Origin of the sequence: Shewanella sp. GutCb, from assembly GCF_002836135.1 — a bacterium.
In the GTDB taxonomy this organism is placed as follows: Bacteria; Pseudomonadota; Gammaproteobacteria; order Enterobacterales; family Shewanellaceae; genus Shewanella.
Genome location: NZ_PJBL01000003.1, coordinates 85,313 through 106,545, shown reverse-complemented (window position 1 = coordinate 106,545; position 21,233 = coordinate 85,313). Strand labels below are relative to the sequence as shown.

Below are 21,233 nucleotides of genomic sequence, written 5' to 3'. Positions count from 1 at the left end.
TGTGTCTTAAATAACAGAATCAAAATACTAATTTAAGATAAAACGTGTGTGGTAACGCAAATGATAATTAAAAATAATAAAATCAATAATACGAACATAAAGCTAAACGCACTCGTGATTGCAAGTGTACTCAGTTTATCGGCATGTGGCGGTAGCGGTGATGAGACTACGCCCACGCCTGAAGAGAAAGTTTATCCTTCTTATACTGATATTACTGCCAGTGGTGGTGATACCACCACCTTTGATGCCTCCGAATCAGGTCATGGTTTTTCTACTCCTTCCCCTAATCTTACGGCAGCTGAACTTGAGTTACACTTAGAGGGCGACCTTGGCTTTGAAACCGCATTTACGACGGCTCCCAATGATGCACATCCAGAGCTAGATGGCCTTGGACCTGTGTTTAATAATGCCGACTGTAACTCTTGTCATCAACGAGATGGTCGCAACTCAACACCCCAAATAGCAGCAGGTAAAACTCGGATTAAACTCGGCTCTGAAGCTGGGATTTTTTTACGTATAAGTAAAGCACCAGATGAACCTTGCCTAGAAGGTACTGCCGCTAATAACTATTGTGCTCCTATCGCGGTTCCTGACTTTGGTGATCAGCTATTCCATCGTGGCGTACTTAAAGCGCGCCCTGATTGGGAGCAAAATAAGTTTATTGGCCAGGCTGATGTGTATCTGTCTTATGAAACAAAAGCCATTACCTACAGCGATGGCAGTAGCGTGACCTTGAAAAAGCCACTGTTTGATGTTGAAAACCCATATGATGCGCCGGGTGAAACCAAATCAAGTGCTAATGTTACCTCTAACTTACTGCAAGATGACGTACTCATGGGATGGCGTAACGGTATGCCTGTATTTGGTTTGGGTTTGCTAGAAGCGATTCCAGAGGCCGATATTGTGGCAAAAGTCGATAGCGATGATGCCAATAATGATGGTATCTCGGGGCGTGCTAACTATGTATTTGATGCTGTTAAAGCACAAGCAGGTGACAGTAATCCTGTCTCTTTAGGTCGCTTTGGTTGGAAGGCAAATACGCCAAGTGTCAGAGTGCAGTCTTTGGGTGCATTACGGGGTGACATTGGTATCACTAATCCACTGTTTCCCGATGAAAGTATCAAGGGGACTTCATTGCATGACCATTACTTAACCCGTAGCGGATTTGTCGATACTGGTGCTGGAATAGACGGTGAACCAGAGGCAGACGCAGAGTTTAGTGATTCAGTGGTGTTTTATGCAGAGACGCTGGCTGTCCCCGCTAGGCGCAGAGTTGCCGATGCGGATGTACGCGAAGGCGCGCGTCTGTTTGAGCGATTAAATTGCAGCGGTTGTCATACGCCAAGCTTTGTCACTAAAGCATCGGGTGATATCGGTGGTGCAGAAATGATTGCAGGTCACAAGAGTCAGACTATTTACCCTTTCACCGATATGCTTTTGCATGATATGGGCGAAGGTCTTGCTGATGGCCGTCCTGATTTTCTTGCTGATGGCAGTGAGTGGCGTACTCGTCCATTGTGGGGAATAGGGTTGACTAAAACGGTAAACCCACAAGCCGGTTTCTTGCATGATGGCCGTGCAGCGACGCTTGAAGAAGCTATTTTGTGGCATGGAGGAGAAGCACAGCAAAGTACAGATGACTTTATGGCACTTAATGCGGCTGAACGTGCTCAAGTTGTTGATTTTTTGATGTCTCTCTAATAGCATCCTCAGACTAACCAAAGGGAAATACAGGCTCAATGTATTTCCCTTTTAATTTTGTGAGCTAGATAAAGTTAAAGCAGATTATCGCTTTGTAGCTCGTGATCTGATTCAAGTAAAAATATTCAATTATCCCCTATGATTAATCAATTGAATTTCTATCTAAAGGGGGCCGCCTGATGAGTAACATTCTTATGGTTTATTCAAGCGTACATGGCCAGACTCGCAAAATTTGTGCTTATCTTGAACAAAAGCTAATCGCTTTAGGTCATCAAGTTAACGCCGTTAGCATTAGCGACAATATTGATTTAGCTGAATTCGATAAAGTCGTTATTGGTGCCAGTATTCGTCATGGCAAACATAATCCAACAGTTTATGATTTTATTGAAGCCAATCAAAGTGCACTTGAACAAATACCTAGTAGCTTTTTCTCGGTAAATTTAGTCGCAAGAAAACCACTTAAAAATACAGCAGCAACCAATCCATATATGCAGGCATTTATGGAAAAGTCGCCGTGGTCACCCACTCTTACCGAAGTGTTTGGTGGTAATCTGAACTACCCAAGCTATGGTATTGTGGACAGAAGCATTATCCGTTTTATTATGTGGATGACCAAGGGGCCAACGGCAGCAGATACCAACATTGAGTACACCGATTGGTTAAAAGTCGATGCTTATGCTGACAAGATCCATCAATTATCGGTTGAGACAAAGGTGAGTTAGCCACTTAATGGATCAACAGAGGTCGTCATGGCGAAATCAAAATTACAACGGTTGTTAGATAAGTGCATCGCTCTGCAGCATATTGTTATCATTTTTACGGTTGCTTATCTGCTATTAACCAGTGGCTGGGTGTTAATCGGCCGCAGCTTAAGGGCGAATGCGAGCTTATGGGATTTTAGCCATGTCTACCTTGGATTATTTGCCGCCTTTATTGCACTTTCATTCTTAATCACTACCTGCTTAAAGGGTAAGTGGCGTCAATATTTCCCCTGGTTAGTTGCAGATTTTTCTCAGTTAATCAGTGATTTTAAAGGACTAACAAAAGGTAAGTTACCTATAGCGGGTGGGCGCGGCCTGTTTAGTATTGTTGAAGGTTTAGGCTTACTGATATTTTTGGCCGTGGGTGTGACGGGGGTTTTATGGTTTGTCACACAAGGCTCAAGTGATGCGCTTTTGTGGCGCAGTTACCACATTATTTGTGCTAAAGGCTTTATTGGTTTTATCGGCGTACATATTGTTTTTGCCTGTTTACATCTGCTCGATTTTATTCGTAATTAGCATTTCTACGTTTTATTGTGAAACAAAGCTTTTATCTTTGAGGGCTTTAAATTAACTTACCTTTATTGGTGAACAAATAAAGGTAAGCTATTGCGACCAAAGGTTATCCACCTTATCGATGATGTAAAACTCGGTGGCGTCAATTTGGCGCTAGAGAGTCTTGCTGCCTCAAGGCTAAATCAGCACTTTGATTTTCAGCTGCGGCATATCGAACTGTCACAACTGCAACTGACCCGCTATGACGCTAATATCATTGTTATTCACGGAGCCATAAGTTGGCGAAAAATCCCCGCCCTCGTGATACTAAAACTGGCGAATAGGTCGACTCCTTTGCTGTATCAAGAACATCATTATTGTCGTGAGTTTATGCGCCACTGCGTGCGCCATCCTTATCGTTTTAAGCTGATGCTCAAGCTGGGTTACAGATTGATGGATAAGGTGCTGACCGTTTCTGATCAGCAAGCTGATTGGTTAGTTGAGTTTGGCGCGCTAAACGAAAACAAAGTCGCGCGAGTTGGACAAGCAAAAGAGCTCGCTAACTGTATAGCACTTACGGGGGTAAAGCCGTATACGCCATTGAGGCTTGTAGCCTATGGTCGATTAGCAAAACAGAAAGGCTTTGACCTGCTTATTCAAGCAATGGCGAACTTTAGCGAGCAAGAGGTGACGTTAGCGATAGCGGGAGATGGCGAGGATAGAGAGTCGTTACTGCAACTGGCTAAATCGATGCCTCAAGTCACCCTGGTTGGGGAAGTTGATGACGTGGCCGCTTTCTTAAACACAGCTGATGCGGTTGTTATCCCCTCGCGCTGGGAGCCTTTTGGGCTCACGTGTATGGAATCAATTGCAGCAGGACGGCATGTTATTCTGCCTGAAATTGATGGGCTTGCCGATCAAATTGCAGAGCTGAGTAAGCATCAACAAGGCTATGAAGTGATTGAATCGCTGTCGGTTGAGGGGATCACGCAGGCGATTACGCGCGTCAAAAATGGCAACCAAATCGGTGTCAATGGCGAGCAACGTCAAGCAACGCAGCAGGCATGGGAAAAGATGTTAGTGCGTTGGCAGCAACTGTTAGCGCAATACCTATAACGCTTTATAAAAGCCAGTTCAGCGGGAATGTCGTGAACAGTTGCAATAAAAAAGGTGCCATTAAGCACCTTTTATCATCTAAATAAACTTATGCAATTTTACTTATGTTCTACCGCTAGGTAATTAATAAGGTTGATAAGTTCACCTAAAGTACGTACCGAGTTCATGTTAACGGCATACTTGTCGTTAACCACGAATGCTGGAACGCTTTGAATTTGAAATTCTTGTTGCTGTGCACGCCATAAAGCGAGTTTAGCATTGGTTTCTTTGCTGTCTGCGGCTTTGTCGTACTGCGCGGCATCAACACCAAACTGTGCGAAGACTTGCTTGATATCATCGCGGTTATTGATCTTTTGCTCATGCTCGTGGCCTTCAGCACTATGGTCGTGACCACCTTCGTTTCCTTGGATTGCTGCGAACATTGCATTGGTCAGTTGATCTTTTTGACCCACGGCTTGAATCACAGCTAAAGAACGCATAACTTCTGTACCAATATCACTGTTCATGAAATCGACGTGCTTGCTGTCGAAGCTAACAGATTTATCTAAGCTGGCTTTAATATCACCTAAATACTGTTTTTCCATGTTATAGCAGTTGTGGCAGTACAGAGAGTAAAACTCAGTTAGTTTAGGCTCACTGCTAGGCGCTTTGTCTGATACTTGGGTAAAGTGCGTACCTTCAATGAATTGCGCCGCAAAGCTGCTCATTGGAGCAACGACAAGTGTTAATGCTAAAGCGATATGTTTAATCAAGCTAATGTCCTCAAAGTGACCTTTGTCTTTTTAGACAAGGTGTAATCGTAACGAAAAATACAGCTATTAAGATTTCGCGACTTTAATTTATAGTTATTAAGAATAAAACAATATGCTTAATTATGACTTAAATTTTACTTTCTGACATGCACTAGAGTGTGACTTATATAGTGCTTTCGATGAGAAAAGTGACTTTTCATTTTAAAGTTTGTAGTGCTTCACAAACTGAATTTAATTAGTGTTTATTTTTTACTTTTGATGGAACTAATAGACGTTTGTGTACTACTTGAATTTGGTCTGTTTAACATTGGTTTGAGTCAGCGCGTCATTTTTTCCCATTAATTTAAGCTTTTCAGCGACATCAGAGCTAAGATTAAACAGATTAAGCGCATGATTTGTGCTAAATTTTAGTCATTATTTAGTTTTTATGATTGAATTTCAATTGGTTCAACTTTAAAACTTAAACGTCATGTTGGGGGAAATGGATTTGAATATACCATCATATTTAATTATAGGTTCAGTCATGAGCGCTGCAATGAGCATTCCTGCGACTGCTGAGTCTACAGAGAGTACTGATTGGCGTATCGCATTTGGCGGTCACAATACTATTGTCGAGCAAGTTGATTCGCATACATTAGGCGCGCATGCGGGCTTTTTTGTAGAACATATCACTCAGTCTAATATCAGTTGGAAAGGCAATATAGATATCTTTATTGATGACGATAAAGATAAGCTTGATCCAGACCATATTCCCATTTGGTTTGAAACGGCTTGGTCTGTAGAGGGCAACTTGTATCGTTTTTCTCCCACCATGAACCTGCAATGGCAGGTCACACTCGACGGTAAGCGTAATACTGTGAGTTCAGTTGAGAAACAGTCAAAGCTATTCCCTGGTATTGTTGCTCGCTATAACAGTGACAAAATCTATGCAGGATTAACGCTTGCTGGTGGTCATTATATGCTCGAAATAGATGATGATGTGCCAAGAGAACGTGGCTATGACCGAGAGGACTTCCAGAACAAAACTGGCGCTTACTCCGTCGCGGCAGACACTCGAATTATGCTGGGTGAGTCATTTGATATTTATGCCGGCGCGCAAACATGGAATGATGGCAGCGACTGGTTAGAGAATAAATACTCGGCTGTATTTAGTTATCATTCTGATAGCTGGATTGAAGATAGCTTAATCAAACTGAGTGTCGAACATACCGAATATAATCTTGATCCTTTTGATAACCGAGATAAAAATGATCCCGACTATCTGGCTATTTTACCTTGGGATAAAGACACTTTAGTGAGGCTATACGTCGATATGCCATGGGGATAGGTTAATTTTTTAAAGGTTAAATAATATAGAGAGCCATGAATAACATGGCCTTTTAAAGTGAAAATTGGGCGCTATGAAAACCTTATCTTTGTCCGTTTTATTGTTTACTACATTAGTGAGTATTGTTATTTCCGTCGCTATTGGCATACGGCTTTATGTTGAAGAAACTCGCGCTATTGAAGTGGAGTTTACTCAAGATATTGACGATAAAGCGCGAGTTTTAGAACAAGAAATAATGCTTAATATTGAGGTGCTGCATGCGCTAAAAGGGGTTTTTATTAGCTCCGATAACGTAAGCCGTGAAGAGTTTAAGCAGGTTGCTACCAGTTTCCTTATGCGTCATCGCAATATTCAAGCGTTAGAGTGGATCCCAAGGGTTGATGCGCTAGACCGATTGGCAATGGAAACTCGCCAACATACGTTTTATCCAGACTTTGAATTCACCGAAAGAACCATGGATCAAAACTTGGTGACGGCCACGTCTCGCTCCCAGCATTTTCCTGTTTTGTATTTAGAGCCATTCGCGGGTAATGAAACTGCATTAGGCTTTGATTTTGGATCGGAAAGTGAGTTTATGACACTACTCAATAAGTCTCGGGATATAGGCACATCAATGGCCTCTGCTGGGGTCAAACTGGTGCAGGAAAATGATCAAACTGGTGTCTTTATATTTCTCCCTATCTACCAAGGTGAGCCCAATACACTGATCAAACGCCAACAACGATTGTTAGGCTTTATTGGCGGTGTTTTTCGTATTGCAGATATGTTCGATAGCGCCATTAAGCGAACCTGGGTACAAGGGATTGACTACACGCTCGAAGATATCACTAATGATAAGCATCAGGCGTTATACAGTAATTTACGCGACAATGAGTCGATTGATTTGCACCAAAATAACAGTGAAATTGTTTATCAACGGCCACTAATGCGTTTTAGTGGACGTCAATGGCAAATTCATGCAATGCCAAGTGAAGGTTATATTGCAGAACGACGCACCGCTTTCCCTTACTTAGTCGGTGCTTTTGGGATATCGGCGACGCTAGCTTTAGCCATTTATGTGTTTTTTATCATGCGTCATACACATATGATTGATATACAAGTAAAGGAGCGTACACGAGATCTTAATCTTGCTAAGAAGAAGCTCGAAGCATTATCAATGACTGACAGTTTGACTCGAATTGGTAATCGGCGTTTTTTTGATGAGGCATTTCAAAGAGAGTGGCAATTAGCCATAAAAAATAAAACGCGATTGGCGTTATTGATGATCGATATTGATAACTTTAAGAGCTACAACGATTCCTATGGCCATCTTGCTGGCGATCAGTGTTTAATCGAAGTTGCCCAAGCTATTGCTGAAGCATTGCATCGTCCAAGTGATGTCGTTGCTCGTTACGGCGGAGAGGAGTTTGTGGTGCTATTACCCGATACTCGTGATTGCTTCTCTCCAGCACAACGTTGCTGTAGCAATGTCGAAGTTCTCAATATTCCGCATGCCAGCTCTTTTACAGGGCCTTATGTGACGGTAAGTGTAGGGGTAGCAAGTATCATTCCTACAGAACATGACGATATGATTAAGTTTGCGGCAGTTGCAGATATGGCACTCTATAAAGCGAAAGATAATGGCCGTAATCAAGTCTTTATTGAAGCAGAAAATATTAAGCCTAAACCGGAATTGGTGGGCTAGGAAACCAACCAAATACTATTTGCTGAGCCTAGTTCGTAACTGTGGCTGTAGATCTCGAGAATATTGCCGAACGGATCTTCCATGTAGAGCATACGGTATGGTTTTTCACTAGGGTAATAGTATCTAGGTGCCTTCATACGCTTTTTACCTCCAGCAGCCACAATCTTCTCTGCTAGGCCTTCAACGTCAGGATCTTGGACGCAAAAATAGAACACACCTGTTTTCCAATACTCGAAGTTGTTTTCAGGATTTTCTTGGTTTTTGAATTGAAATAACTCAACCCCAATTCTGTCACCCGTTGACATATGCGCTATCTTAAAAGAACCCCAGCCCGCCCCAAATACGTCAGTACACATTTCACCAATAGCGCTATCATCTTTAATGACATCAGTAGGCTCCATGATTAAATACCAACCAAGCACTTCAGTATAGAAATTTACCGCGCCTCGATATCGGGATCGGAAATACCAATATGTGAAAACGTGCGTGGATATGCTTTTGTCATTTGAGTACCTTTGTCAGCGAGTTGTTGTTTCGGTGCATTCAGTATAGTCAGCAATAAGAATTAGACTGAGTTATCAATAATTAGCATTTTAATAATTACTTGTTATCATATTGGTAGCTTAAAATTAGAAGGGAGTATTAATGCTGAATCAACAATGGTTAATAACGTTTGTGACACTCGCCGAGGTAGGCCATTTTACTCGCACTGCAGAACAATTGTTTATGACTCAGCCTGGCGTGAGTCAGCATATTAATAAGCTTGAAAATCAAGTTGGCACTTTGTTATTAACCCGAAAGGGCAAAAGTTTTGAACTGACGGATGCGGGCCTGCAATTACTGGCTTATGCCAAAGGAAAAATTGCAGAGGAGGAGCGTCTACTGCAGCAACTCCAAGTCGATGAGCCTCATAGTGGGATCTGCCGCTTTGCTTGCTCTGGCGCATTAGCCATGCACTTTTACCCTCGTTTTGTGCAATATCAATTACAGCATGAACAGCTTCAAGTTTCCCTAGAGGCTGCGCCGAACAGCGCCATTATTAATAGTATTTTAGATAATAGTGTGGACGTTGGTATTGTGACGCAACAGCAATCTTCATTGGAGCTTAAACAACAATATTTAGGCAAACAGGCACTATGCTTAGTGTTACCGCCAAGCTATAGCGGAGCTAACGTAACCTTGTCTTTATTGGAAAAGATAGGCTTTATCAATCATCCCGATGGCCATTATTATGCAGAGCAACTATTGAGCGCCCATTTTGGCAATGAATTTTCAGGGATGAATAAACTCAAGCAACGGGGTTATATCAATCAGTTGAATCAAATTTTGTTACCCGTCTCTAAAGGCTTAGGTTTTACCGTTCTACCGCAGATAGTGGTGGATGAATACCCTGAGCCACTTTTTGTTGCGAACACCTTGTCAGACGTTGCTGAAGAGCTTTATATGGTGACCAAGAAGCAGCGGCAGCTGCCCAGTCGTTATCAATGGTTTATTGATACGATCTGTCAGCAGCTTAAGCCTTAGTGACATAGAATAGATTATCGCTCTAGTTAGAGGCTAGTTTATGTTGTTTGACTAGGCGATATTCCATCACACTCGAAATGATAAACATCAGCACATAACCACACCCCATCGCGAGGATAACTGCGACCACGTTATCAGTGAAAACCCGTAAAATATAAAACATAGCAACCAAAGTGACGATTCCAGCGATACGAATCGACAAACTCTGCATAAAGTGGCCGTGGGCTTTGATATAGGCTATCTGAAAGGCATTTAACATCATAAAACCAAAGAACAGTGAGAAATGCATCAATACTGGCGCTGCAGAAGCGTAAGTGGCTGGGAAGATAAGCGTGACGAGTTCTTCACTGAAAAATATCATGCTCAGTAAAAACAAACAGCTTATTGTGACGCCTAAGCTATAAAACCAACGTCGCATTTTGGCTATCTGTTCATACTCCCCCTCACGGAGACACTGCGCTATTTCAGGTAGAATATAGCGATAAACAGGAAAGATAAATAGCAGTGTCATATAAGCAAACAAGGGTCTAACAACGACTTGAAAATCTCCGAGTTCATCCACTGTAAAGTAACCCACGGTCAGTAGAACGGTAATGTAGATCATCAAAATGCTAGCACCGACCTCTAAAGAAGACAGCATGCTTTTTTTTACAAAATTACGCATCTCTGGGTCGAGTTGGACGGGGGCAAAAGGGGTGGTGGCAATCTCTTTGCGACGTTGAATAAACATGTAGCAGGCAACGGCTATACTAGAGAGCATTAGGCTGAAAAACAGCGAGGATATCGCACTTTGGTGCAGGGCGTAGTAACACACTAAGAACAGCAGTATCTGCACTAATGGTTCAATCCAAATCGCTTTATTGGCAATATGATAAAGTCGATACATACCAATTTGATTGGTGAAATACACTTTAAAACCCATGCCGAGAATAATACCCACCAGCTGTACGTATTCGACATCAATCTTGAGCTGATGTTTGATATAAGGCAGCACTACCCCCCAAGTCAGCAGCACCATTAAGATGAGTGAGTAGCGAAAAATATTGGTAATATCCTGCGCGTTTTTTGTTTGGGAAAAACTCACGACCATGGAGCTTCTAAAACCACTTAAAAGGATCAAGGATAAGGAGATAATGTCGACAACGGTGTGGTAGAGCGCAAGATCACTTTTGGCGACCCATTGTGCTAGCCAAATTTTAAAGGCTAACCCTAGGGATATGCTCGCTAGCGTCGCCCATATTGCAGCAATAAATGAGCGCTTAGCCCGTTCAAATGAAGTTTCTGACATGATGAAAGTTAACTCGGATATTAATAACGAAGTATTAGTAGTAAGAAATATTACGTGACAATCGAAACGGCGTCAGAAGTTTCGGCTTAAGGTGTGAGCTTGTTAGAAACAACTAAGTTAAATCAAATACTAGCTGAACCTTTTACAGCGCCTTGTTTTGTGTAATTTATTTTGCCGGGGGAATAACCATTATTTGCTTTCACCAAAAGTGACTCCTCTACAGTGAACAGTGGGCGGTAGAGGTCGAATTGCAGGGCTCACTCCCGATGGCAAAAACTAGTCTAACACTCGAGGGCAGGCTGAGTAGTCATTAAAAGCATCGTCCCAGCGGCGAACATCGTTTGCTCGGCGCCAGCGACCGTGCCAAAACTCCATCATGCAAGTGCCGCCATTTAATTCGACTAGGAAGGTATCTTGCTCTTTAACTTGCTCATAGGTTGGGTACTGTTCGCTACTTTTCCAAGTGAGGCCACCACGAGTGTTGACCCAGTTTTGCCAAAAAACTTCAATAGTAAGCCATTGCTGGCTTGTTTGTTCCCACGCCATAGCTTGACCATCTATCATATCAACTTGCCCATGATGCTCTCCTGCTGGAGGGGTTGCAGCCGTAGCATCAACGCTCGTAAGAATAAGAACAAGCGATAGCCCACAAGTAAGAGATATCCATCGCATTAGCATTGATTTAGCCATTAAATAGTCCTATTGAGTAAAGTGCCTTTTATAGTATAGCTAGCCTTAACAGCTTCGAAACCAACCTGTAATTGAAAGGCGTTGTATTGGCGAAAATGGTGGTAGGTAGGTGACAGCGTGGACGTGTCGAACATCAAATAGAGTCATCGAGTTAAATTTTGGTGTCCATGCATCCCGCGGGGTACCGTCATTCTGATAAAACTGTAGTAGCCCGCCCCAATCAGGGTGCCATTTAGGGGTGAAGCTCAATACAAAAGCGAGGATACGCCCTTCTCGCTCTAATATGTCGTTGTGTCGAGTGAGAAAATTACCTGCTGTATATCGGGTGCCTTGAGCACTGGCCAGTTTTATATCCGAACGACCTGAAATATAGCGGATTTTCTCAAGAGCAGCTTCAGAGTTTAAGTAATCCTTAGCATCAACTAGGATTTTTGGACTTGAAGGGTTGACCATATGGCGACCGTACCAGAATCCTACTCCCTTAGAAGCATCTTTGTAGATATTGCCAAAAAGCTGTTTTCGTTCGGCCAGTGACATACTTGCTAAAGTTTGTTCTGACGATTCAATCGCGCGGCCATCTTGTGTGTAGGCATGTCCAAATTGAGTCTTTTTAGCCAAGCTTTGACCAATCATATTGGCATGTTCAGCTGTCCAAATATTGTCGACTCTGACTCTTAAATCTTTTTGATATTCGTTTTTTATCGCATCCCAGTCTAGGCTGGTTGAGAATGCACTTTTCAAAATATTTCCTATACGTTTTCTTGAAACCTGGTTTACGACTTACTTCACATGAACTCTTAATTGAATCTCCCGTCAATTAAATGCGTATGTCGTTTATTTACTTGTAAGATATCAGATGTTGTTATTTTGTTGGTACTATTTTATTAATACCGTTTTGTTTACTTGGTTGGTATGTGTATTGTGGGTAAGATAAAACTTATATTGACGTTAATTAGCTTTGCTGAGTTTTGGCGTATTCACGCATTATTGAATTGGGGAATTAAATGGGTTTAAAAACCAATATTAGCGCGTTCAATAGCGGTATCTTCGCACTCGCGTTGTTACCTATGTGCACACTTGCAGCGCCAGCGGCTAATGTTAAAACCTCAATTGACAGGGCTGAGACGCCCGACAATGTTAAAGAAAAGTTGCTTTTACCTTATTTTTTCAACTCTGAATCTATGGGCCTTAACATTGGTTTAGGTGGCATGCTCAGTGGCTACTTCCAAGATCAGATGACCATTGGTGGCACCGTATTTGGTGGTGATGTGAGCCAAGGTATTGGGCTCGGCGTTTGGAATTTTAAACTGCCAAAAACAGAACGCTTTTTCTTAAGTGCCTACGGTTTTCTTGGTTATTACCCTGATCAACGTGCTTATGCTGGAGGGAGGCAAGAGTTAATTCCTGCGGGTACTCCACTTCCAGGAAGTAATGATTCAACCAATCTACAATTCTTAGAAGCCAATGGTTCATCAAACTGGTTTGATATAAAGCTTGAGTATGCATTACCAATTGGTGCGACGAAAGATAAGGGTATGGTTGAATACAAGCTTAAAAATGGCTTATTAGTGTCAGAGCCAAGTGGTGGCAAAAGCTGGGATCCGCTTGAGAGCGGCGCAACCGTGGTGGTGTTACGCCAGTTTAACCGTTATCAAAGTTTTGAATTTGTCGATGGCGAGCTTGATGGCACCATCCATGCCATAGAATTGGGGATCTTATACGACAACACTGATTTTTCGGTTAACCCATCAAGTGGTAGCAGTCAGTACTTTTCAGTTTCTCACGATGCAGCATGGTTAGACTCTGATAATGAGTGGACATTTATGAACCTCGATATGAGTAAGTATTTTTCATTTGGAGAGTCAGATTATGCCAGTCAGCGAATACTCGCACTCAACTTTTGGACAGGCTACTCGCCATCATGGGATCTTGAATATGACGCACTCGGCGGGCGACAAGTCACCAACAACGCGCCCTACAATGAAGGTGCAACTTTAGGTGGATTTTATCGTATGCGAGGTTTCGATCAAAATCGCTTCCATGACAAAGCGGCCATCTATAGCAGTGCTGAATATCGCTATACTTTGAAATATAACCCGATAGAAGACATTAATTGGTTGAAGTTTTTGAGATTAGATTGGTTTCAAGTGGTTGGTTTTGTTGAAGCGGGTAGAGTGGCACCAGAATATACCGCCAGCACTTTACTGTCTGATCTTAAAGTTGATTACGGTTTGTCGTTAAGAGCATTAACCGCCGGTATTGTGATCCGCTTTGATATCGCTCATTCCGATGAAGCGACTAACGGTTGGGTTATGGTTGACCATCCGTTTTAGTATCAACGCATTGACTCACCCATAAAATGGTCGCTTCTTTCGTATTATTAGAATGAAAACCGCCATATTTCGCGTTATTCATTCTAATCACTGATTGTTACTCTTATATAGTCGATAACTATTTAGGTGAAACATATGAACATTATTAGTCAGCATCAAGCGCAGCGTACCATGGATGGTGACGGTGTTAATATCTCTCGCATCGCCGATTTTACTCACGGTCACTTTGACCCTTTTCTGATGATTGATGAGCTAAAGTCAGATGATAAAGCGGATTATATTGGCGGCTTTCCTCCACACCCACATCGTGGTATCGAAACCTTTTCCTATATTCTCAAAGGCGGTATGGAGCATAAAGATCAGCTCGGTAACGTCAAAGCGATACAGGCGGGTGATGTACAATGGATGAGCACAGGAAGTGGCGTGATCCATTCTGAGATGCCCTTAGCCGATGCTGATACTGGCTTACATGGTTTTCAAATTTGGCTCAATATGCCTGCCAGCGAAAAGATGCGCCCAGCACGTTATCAAGACACCAGCAATACGCCCATCCCAGAGGTGAGCAATTCACATGACGTTAAGTTAAGAGCATTGGCTGGTCATTGGGACTTTGCAGGGAAAACAGTGACAGCGCCCATTCAAGAGCTTGCTGGAAAAGCAGAAATAGCAGACTTGATACTCGACCCCAATGGCAGTGCAGAGCTGAGACTGGATAAACACCCATTTGTCGGGATTTATATCTATGCGGGGCAGCTAACGAGTGACACTGGAGAGCTCTATGAAGCGCAACAATTATTACTGCTCGATGCTAAAGTCGCTTTAACGCTCAGGGCTACGGCTTTAGGGGCTGGAGTGTTGTTATTAGTGGGGACACCCATCAAAGAGGATATCGTGCACATGGGACCTTTTGTCATGAATACCCAAGCTGAGATCCGTCAGGCTATTGATGATTATCAAAATGGTCGTTTTGGTGATATTCCGCCAACGTAAGCAGATTGATGAACAGCCCCTAAAATAACGGGGTTAAATAAGGCGAGCGATAATGCTCGCCTTATTGGTTAGTTAATGGCGAGTTACCCTTGAATATCTTCTATATTAAAGACTGCTTTGCCATCGCCCCCAAGTTTGGTGAACTGTGTTGGCCATATCTGCTAGCATCGTCGTTGAACCTATCGCGCTCGATTAAGATAAAGTCAGCTTTCATGTCTGTCGGCACCTTATTCTTGTTGTATTAGACAGATTAGGTACTCATCAGTTGGATTTTATTACGCAATAGGGTGTGATTTCGAGTTATGATTCGATGCGAGAAGTCATTGCTTAATAGCGATTAAAACCGTTGAGAAACACAGTATGAGCTTATATAAATTTGGATTGGCAGCAGACAAGTCGGTGTTGCTTAGGCAAGCACTTGGTGCGGAAGCAGATGCTTACTTCGCGGCAATGGAAAGTGCTGAACAAGCATTCTTGAGTTCTATCACTAACGAAAAAAATCAGCAAAAACTTGATTGGCTGCTGCTGCGTACGAATTTAATCTGCCGTATGAGTGATAGGGATATCGACCGTTTGAGCGATTACCGTATCGATAAAACTCAAAAGGTAACAGATAATTTAAACGGCAAATCGCGTCAAATCGTCATCGTGACCGTTGAGGCTTTAGCGGCTGTTATTGACGATATTAAGGCGCAGCAATGGGTTGGTTTTGATACTGAAACGGCGGCTACTTTTGAAAAAGGTCGTCGTAATACCAATCCTATTTCCTTGATTCAAATTGCGACGAGCAGCCATTGTTATCTGTTTAGAATGGTTGGCAGCAATATTTTGCCTTTTAAAACGGCACTTACTGAGGTGTTAGGCGAGGATTCGAATATCGTTAAGATTGGTATCGGCCTTCGCAGTGACGTTAATGCGGTGAAGCGTGACTTTGGTATTGCGCTCAATCCTATACTCGATCTCAATTGGTTGATGAATCAACTTGGCGCAGCAAAACAGATGGGCACCGTGCAAATAGCTGCGACGGTACTGGCGCTTAAATTACCTAAGAGTAAGCGGGTGACGTTATCTAACTGGGCTATTCCACTTGATAAATCACTATCAGCAGAGCAGATTAATTACGCCGCAGGCGATGCCTTAGCGGCATTAGATATTTTTCATGCACTGTTTGAGCAACTCAGTGCTTATAAAGCCTTGTGGCCAAAATCAATACAACAACGTTTTTAAACGAGGGATTGCAGTGATAAATAAGGGACAATTAGTTCGCTGGAATGACAGCAAAGGCTATGGTTTTATCCGGGTAGAGAATGCAGAAGAGGGCTGTGATGTGTTTATTCATATGTCAGCACTACAACATATGGCTAGGCGACCATTGGTTGGTGATATTTTGTATTTTCAAATAGAGACCCAAGCCGATGCTAAACAACGCGCATTTTCGGCAAGGATTGAAGGCGTCGAAAGCAATCCAGAAACCTTTGAAGATGGTACTGAACCGATCAAAACTAACGATAAAAAAGCCCTCGACAATCAAGTTGAACCTGCTAAATCGATAAAAGGCATGTTATATCGTATTGCGATAATGCTAGTGGTATTGGCGATTGCTAGTTTTGTCTATAACCGAGTGTCTACGCCTAATAATTCTGGTGCTTATAGCTCTTCCGCGTATATATCGAGTGCCGTTGCTGCGGATGAGCAGCAGATAAGCCAAGCCTTTTCTCAACAGCGAAGTGGCATACAGGTGCAGAGCGCTGGGGTTGTGAGTCGACTGTTACCGGACGACAATAAAGGCAGCCGTCACCAAAGGTTTATTATTACGCTTTCAAGCGGCCAAACTCTACTGATTGCGCATAATATAGATTTGGCAGCGAAGATCGATAGCTTGAAGATCGGAGATCGCGTCTTGTTTAAGGGCGAATATGAATATAATGATCGTGGGGGCGTGGTGCACTGGACCCATCATGATCCTAAAGGTCGGCATGTTGCTGGCTGGTTAAAGCATCAAGGGCAAACGTATCAATAGTGGTCGCTATCGATAAACGGCGTGTATGATCCGCCGTTTATCTTAAATTGCAGTTAACGTTTGCGACTGGCTCTCTTTTTAGACAGCTTATTCAGCAAGGGATCGCCAAACTGATACAAGGCTAAACCGGTTAATACAAAACAAGCACCTATCGCTAAGGCTTGGGTAATGGCTTCACCATTGAGTTGCGCGCCTAACATCATAGCAAATACCGGAGTAATCAGCGTGACTAACGCAACCGTGCTGGCATTGAGATGCTGCAAAATATAGAAATAGCTGATAAAACCAATAAGTGAACCGAAAACGCCCAAATAAGTAATCGCTAACAGTGAACGAGGCTGCCAAGTCTCAATCGGCAATGTACCATCAAATAATAACCAGGCTAACGCAAACATTGGTGTTGAATAAATAAGTGCGCCCACGGTACTGGCAATGGGGTGGATATTTATCTTAACCGTTTTGATTAATACTCCGCTCAAGCTAAACAAACTCACCGCAGATAGGATCAATAGCAGTCCAATCCAACTATCACTCTCAAGTGAAAGCTTAGATGAACATACAATGCCAAGTCCGATGAATGCCATGACTAACGCTACTAATCGCATTGGGCCAAATTTGGGCTCATTGAGTATTTTCTGGGCTAATAAGCCTGAGATCAATGGTGATAAACCAAAGATCAGCGACATGATGCCAGAGGGGATATATCGGGCGGCAAAATAGCTGAGTAGCATCCCGCCAACAATCCCGATCGAAGAAACGGCATATAGCCTTCTCGCGGTTGCACTCCATGGTAGTCGAATACGTGCAATTAGTATGATCAGCGCACCTAAAGTCAGCGCAATTAGCATTCTCAGTAAAACCGCCATCGTTGGATGTACTGATTCACTGCTCCAGACGATGCCTAGCGGCGTTGTCGACCAAATTAATACCACCGACAAAAATGCCGCTGGAACCATCTTGGGTAATGCTGTTGTTGACATTTCAACACTCCTTGCGCTTATAGCAGGGTCATCAATCATGACTCGCGCTAATGATACAGATGAATATAGAACCGCAGGAGAGAAGGGCGAGTAAAGAGGGGAATATCCATCACCGCGCTGCAGACTCTTTGCGGTGTGGAATCGAGAATTAATGGCTAACTATTTATTATATTCCCAATTTACCGCGCAGCTAGAATGCCACATCACACTGGCGAGGAGTCGCAGTGTCAGACAATTAATTTGCGTATAAATAGAGGTGAATAGAAGCGTCATTTAACCAAGCTGAATATAGTGTCTCGAAAGCTCAATAATCTAGTTGTTGCAGGCTGTCGTCAACCGATAAATTCAACAATCGCTAATTTAATTAATGGCAGGTTTTTACAGGGCAAAGTGAACGGTCATTATGCGAGAGTTTAGGGACAGATGTTAGTTAGGTTTTGGGGAAGGGGAAGCTAGCGAGCTATTCTATAAAAAAGGCTCAGTGCCAGATAGTCAAAAGGGGCTAAGCCCTTCAGCTTTTGCCCCTTTTGTTGTTTGCGGTTGTAAGACCCTTTGCCCTTTCTAGGCTTCTCAGTCCGTGTTCTAAACAAGGTACTGGTGACGATTGCCTTTAGCGCGTTATCTTTAATGACGCCGCGACCACTTTCATGCTCAATCTGCGGTTGTTGCTGACGATGTTTTGCCATCATGTGACTCCTCTAGCTAATATATTCATTTTTGGACTTACGACTTGTGAGTGCTTGCTAACGGTAGAAAGCACTGCAGTTAAGTCTTCCTCGTTTAATAGAGTCTTAACCACAGTGTAATTATACGCTTATTAATTGTACGCGCTAATGCTTTTTTGCTTTAGCCATTACAGAGGGGTCAGCTTAGGCAAAAATGAAACTGTAAAGATAGCCTGCACCTATCGCCATACCGAGGATCACTGCTAAAAATGCCGCTATCATCTGGTTCTTAAAAATAGACTTGAGCAAGATTACTTCAGTTAAGCTGGCACCGGCACTACCGATAATCAATGCCATAACCGAACCCAGCGCCATACCTTTGGCAACTAATGCTGAGCTTAAAGGGATCACCGCTTCTGCACGTATATACAAAGGGATACCGATTATCGCCGCAATAGGAATGGCATACCACATACCTTCTCCTGCGTATTTAGCAATCAGTTCTGTAGGCATAAAACCATAGATTAATGAGCCAAGTGAAATACCTATCATTAGGTAAGGTAAAACTTGTTTAAAGTCTTTCCACGTTGAGCGCCATACACGTATCCAGCGGTTGTCTTGTTTCACGGTGTCACTGACAGCAGATGAACTTGCTGCATTAGAACGTGTTCCACAACCACTTTGCGGTGCAGGGCTACAAGTACCAGCCGTTGCCAGTGCAGGTTCTGCGTTGCAACTGCTCTGCATTACCGCTTGCACTTCTTGCTTAGGTACGCAGCCGCTAGAGATTGTTTTTACGGCCTCTGTTACTGGTTTTTTGTCCGTAGTCCCGCAACTAGTCCCGCAACTAGAAGGCGTTGCCGCTTCATAAGCTTCAGGTTTCACATAACGCTCGAATCCAAGTTTTTCTAAAACATAGCCAGCGGTAACAGACACAACCATAGCGACTAAGAAATAGAATACCGCGACTTTAATGCCAAAGGTCATCACAAATAGGCCAATAATGATCGGGTTCAATAATGGACTAGAGAATAAGAAAACCATCATTGGGCCAAAACCCGCTTTTGCTCTGAGCAACCCTTTTAAAAAGGGGATAGTTGAGCATGAACAGAATGGTGTAATGGCGCCAAGTAGAGCGGCGATGATGTAGCCTTTACCTTTTTTAGAGCTTAAAATCGATTGTATTTTTTCGGGCGGGATATACTCCTGCAAAATACCGACAATGTAGCTAATAGCAAGAAATAGCACCGTTAATTCAGCGGCTAAAAACAGGAACATATTCGCTGTTTCTTTTGCCATAGTGATGATTTCAGGACTCATAATATTGACCTTACAAATGTTTGTTTGTTATTTCCGGAATTACCGAAATAATTAAGATGGGCTGATAATAAACGTATTTTAAATTTAGTCAATTTATATTTCGAGTTTTACCGAAATGAGTGTCAGGGTAAATACCAAAGTAAAAGGCTTTATGTTTGTTAAAATAACGGCTGCAATGTTGGTTGTAGCCACTTTGGACTTCAAGGAAAGGGGCTAATAAGCACCAGAAGACCATGCTGATTTGACTGATAATGCTCTGATAATATAAGGGGGTGTACTTGCCATTTTCACGGTGTTGTCGCTGCATCGTCTTTGTCTTGCTGCATGGTCACGAAGCTATGACCAAAATAAACATGAAAGCTCAATGGCTGTGAATCATTAGTGATAATTTGATTGTTAAAATAGAGCAAATGCTTATGATGGTAACAGTTTTTTCAAAGGCTTAAAGGAAAAATCATGCTTGATGCTGTTTGCCTATATGACGAAACCAAGCCGATAACCTATTCGGTATTTAAGTTTCAAAAGTTATCTGATGCTGATATTGAAAAATATCGCCAAGCACTTTTGTGCCCAGCGTGTGCAGGTAAAGCCTATTACCGTAAAGCGTCAAAAGATGGTAAAGCCGCATGCTTTGGCTCGCGTTATCATCAAGCTGATTGCGCTGAGTTTAAACCTTCTGCCGCCAAAGAGCGTGAAGAGCAACACGCGATTGAAGTTAATCAGTTGGTGGTTGATAGCGATGCGCTGATTATCGATTTTAGCCGTGCGCCAAAAATGACTAAAGCCAAAACACCGTCAACGGTCACCAAAGTGCTTATCGAAAATGAAACCCAATCTAACAACCCTACAGCCATAACCCCAATGCCAGTGGCGGCAGACTTATCAACAGCTGAGCTATTAAAACCTGAGCTCACTGGGCCTACAGCCGTTAAAACAGAAGATGAAACCAGCGCTAAAAAGCGGGTTGCTACTCAAGGACTGGAAAAGGTATTGCATAGCTTATTGCGCGGCAGTGATCTGGCAACATCGGATCTTTGGGTATATACCGATGATAAATATCGCTGGCGTGCTAAAAACCTATTTGTAAATTTCGCCGATGCCGAGCCGACTGAAAACGGTGCACCGCGTTTGTATTGGGGCACCATCTCTCATACCGATAAAGAGCGTTTGTGGTTGAATCCCGCTGAGACTAAAGATGTGGGGATCCCCATTGATATGTTTGCCAATTCACTGATCTCTCGCTTTGGTTTAGAGGAGCGCCGCGACTTTGAAGGTGCAGGGATCATTTTGTTTGGTAAATGTTTTTGGAATAAAGCCAAAAGCCGTAAAATTATTCAGCTATGGAGCAACGACGTTAGTCGTCTGTTTATCTCTAAGGCTGATGAAAGTGACTAGGGATGAGTCGTAAAACGAGTATTTAATTCTCTCTTTTGAGATTTTTAGCTGATTTACATATGAATTTGCAATAAAAACGGCCACCGAATAATAATTTTTATTGACTCAAAAGCCATTGAGGATTATTTTCGGCGCGATGTTTTTCTAAGGGTTCCATTAAAGACCGGTAAAAGGCGGGCTTCTCAAGGATAA

General features: G+C 42.7%; 19 protein-coding genes and 1 pseudogene. 12 read left to right on the top strand and 8 right to left on the bottom strand.

The window, feature by feature from the left end; genetic code table 11:
• Positions 1 to 60 precede the first annotated feature (60 nt).
• From CXF86_RS03745 to CXF86_RS03730, 4 genes are all read left to right on the top strand, one after another.
• Positions 61 to 1,701 carry a di-heme oxidoredictase family protein gene (locus CXF86_RS03745; protein WP_180961005.1) on the top strand — a complete coding sequence of 547 codons (1,641 nt, stop codon included), beginning with the start codon at positions 61 to 63 and terminating at the stop codon, positions 1,699 to 1,701.
• A gap of 179 nt (positions 1,702 to 1,880) precedes the next feature.
• Complete coding sequence (hemG, locus tag CXF86_RS03740; RefSeq protein ID WP_101091378.1) at positions 1,881 to 2,423, top strand: menaquinone-dependent protoporphyrinogen IX dehydrogenase; 543 nt, start codon at positions 1,881 to 1,883, stop codon at positions 2,421 to 2,423.
• 27 nt (positions 2,424 to 2,450) lie between these two features.
• The gene (locus CXF86_RS03735) at positions 2,451 to 2,981 is read left to right on the top strand and encodes a cytochrome b/b6 domain-containing protein (RefSeq protein ID WP_102038378.1); all 531 of its coding nucleotides are present in this window, start codon (positions 2,451 to 2,453) and stop codon (positions 2,979 to 2,981) included.
• A gap of 90 nt (positions 2,982 to 3,071) precedes the next feature.
• Complete coding sequence (locus CXF86_RS03730) at positions 3,072 to 4,073, top strand: glycosyltransferase (protein ID WP_102038377.1); 1,002 nt, start codon at positions 3,072 to 3,074, stop codon at positions 4,071 to 4,073.
• A 98-nt stretch (positions 4,074 to 4,171) separates the two neighbouring features.
• Here the strand turns inward: CXF86_RS03730 and CXF86_RS03725 are convergent, their stop codons facing one another.
• Complete coding sequence (locus CXF86_RS03725; protein WP_101091381.1) at positions 4,172 to 4,825, bottom strand: thiol:disulfide interchange protein DsbA/DsbL; 654 nt, start codon at positions 4,823 to 4,825, stop codon at positions 4,172 to 4,174.
• A 523-nt stretch (positions 4,826 to 5,348) separates the two neighbouring features.
• Here CXF86_RS03725 and CXF86_RS03720 point away from each other — a divergent pair.
• Complete coding sequence (locus tag CXF86_RS03720; RefSeq protein WP_101091382.1) at positions 5,349 to 6,152, top strand: hypothetical protein; 804 nt, start codon at positions 5,349 to 5,351, stop codon at positions 6,150 to 6,152.
• A 73-nt stretch (positions 6,153 to 6,225) separates the two neighbouring features.
• Positions 6,226 to 7,836, top strand: coding sequence for a diguanylate cyclase domain-containing protein (locus CXF86_RS03715; protein ID WP_102038376.1), 1,611 nt, complete (start codon positions 6,226 to 6,228; stop codon positions 7,834 to 7,836).
• Here the strand turns inward: CXF86_RS03715 and CXF86_RS03710 are convergent.
• Positions 7,833 to 8,341 (bottom strand): annotated as a pseudogene (locus tag CXF86_RS03710) (lactoylglutathione lyase family protein). The gene CXF86_RS03715 and the pseudogene CXF86_RS03710 sit on opposite strands and share 4 nt — an antisense overlap.
• 140 nt (positions 8,342 to 8,481) lie before the next feature.
• Between CXF86_RS03710 and CXF86_RS03705 the strand changes: the two are divergent.
• Positions 8,482 to 9,360, top strand: coding sequence for a LysR family transcriptional regulator (locus tag CXF86_RS03705; RefSeq protein WP_102038375.1), 879 nt, complete (start codon positions 8,482 to 8,484; stop codon positions 9,358 to 9,360).
• A 22-nt stretch (positions 9,361 to 9,382) separates the two neighbouring features.
• Here CXF86_RS03705 and CXF86_RS03700 read toward each other — a convergent pair whose 3' ends face one another.
• The 3 genes from CXF86_RS03700 to CXF86_RS03690 form a co-directional block, all read right to left on the bottom strand.
• Positions 9,383 to 10,648 (bottom strand): MATE family efflux transporter, encoded by a 1,266-nt coding sequence (locus CXF86_RS03700; protein WP_180961004.1) that lies wholly within the window; start codon positions 10,646 to 10,648, stop codon positions 9,383 to 9,385.
• Positions 10,649 to 10,924: 276 nt separating this feature from the next.
• Positions 10,925 to 11,338, bottom strand: a complete 414-nt coding sequence (locus CXF86_RS03695; RefSeq protein WP_102038373.1) for a hypothetical protein — start codon at positions 11,336 to 11,338, stop codon at positions 10,925 to 10,927.
• 45 nt (positions 11,339 to 11,383) lie between these two features.
• On the bottom strand, positions 11,384 to 12,079 hold the full coding sequence (locus tag CXF86_RS03690; protein ID WP_102038372.1) for a 2OG-Fe(II) oxygenase family protein: 696 nt from the start codon (positions 12,077 to 12,079) through the stop codon (positions 11,384 to 11,386).
• A gap of 263 nt (positions 12,080 to 12,342) precedes the next feature.
• Between CXF86_RS03690 and CXF86_RS03685 the strand changes: the two genes are divergently transcribed.
• The 4 genes from CXF86_RS03685 (at position 12,343) to CXF86_RS03670 (ending at position 16,681) form a co-directional block, all read left to right on the top strand.
• Positions 12,343 to 13,671: a BamA/TamA family outer membrane protein gene (locus CXF86_RS03685; protein WP_232775044.1), complete on the top strand. Its 1,329-nt coding sequence runs from the start codon at positions 12,343 to 12,345 to the stop codon at positions 13,669 to 13,671.
• 135 nt (positions 13,672 to 13,806) lie between these two features.
• Entirely contained in the window at positions 13,807 to 14,661 is an 855-nt protein-coding gene (locus tag CXF86_RS03680) for a pirin family protein (protein ID WP_102038371.1), read from the top strand.
• Between the two features lie 360 nt (positions 14,662 to 15,021).
• Positions 15,022 to 15,888: a 3'-5' exonuclease gene (locus tag CXF86_RS03675; protein ID WP_102038370.1), complete on the top strand. Its 867-nt coding sequence runs from the start codon at positions 15,022 to 15,024 to the stop codon at positions 15,886 to 15,888.
• A 13-nt stretch (positions 15,889 to 15,901) separates the two neighbouring features.
• Positions 15,902 to 16,681, top strand: a complete 780-nt coding sequence (locus tag CXF86_RS03670; RefSeq protein ID WP_257985280.1) for a DUF3465 domain-containing protein — start codon at positions 15,902 to 15,904, stop codon at positions 16,679 to 16,681.
• A gap of 53 nt (positions 16,682 to 16,734) precedes the next feature.
• Here the strand turns inward: CXF86_RS03670 and CXF86_RS03665 are convergent, their stop codons facing one another.
• The 3 genes from CXF86_RS03665 to CXF86_RS03655 form a co-directional block, all read right to left on the bottom strand.
• Positions 16,735 to 17,661, bottom strand: a complete 927-nt coding sequence (locus CXF86_RS03665) for a DMT family transporter (protein ID WP_102038369.1) — start codon at positions 17,659 to 17,661, stop codon at positions 16,735 to 16,737.
• Between the two features lie 452 nt (positions 17,662 to 18,113).
• Complete coding sequence (locus CXF86_RS03660; RefSeq protein ID WP_101091391.1) at positions 18,114 to 18,347, bottom strand: ribosome alternative rescue factor ArfA; 234 nt, start codon at positions 18,345 to 18,347, stop codon at positions 18,114 to 18,116.
• A gap of 183 nt (positions 18,348 to 18,530) precedes the next feature.
• Positions 18,531 to 19,646, bottom strand: coding sequence for a permease (locus tag CXF86_RS03655; protein WP_102038368.1), 1,116 nt, complete (start codon positions 19,644 to 19,646; stop codon positions 18,531 to 18,533).
• Positions 19,647 to 20,102: 456 nt separating this feature from the next.
• On the opposite strand from CXF86_RS03655, the gene CXF86_RS03645 reads away from it, so the two are divergent.
• Positions 20,103 to 21,041, top strand: coding sequence for a hypothetical protein (locus tag CXF86_RS03645; RefSeq protein WP_102038366.1), 939 nt, complete (start codon positions 20,103 to 20,105; stop codon positions 21,039 to 21,041).
• Positions 21,042 to 21,233: the final 192 nt, after the last annotated feature.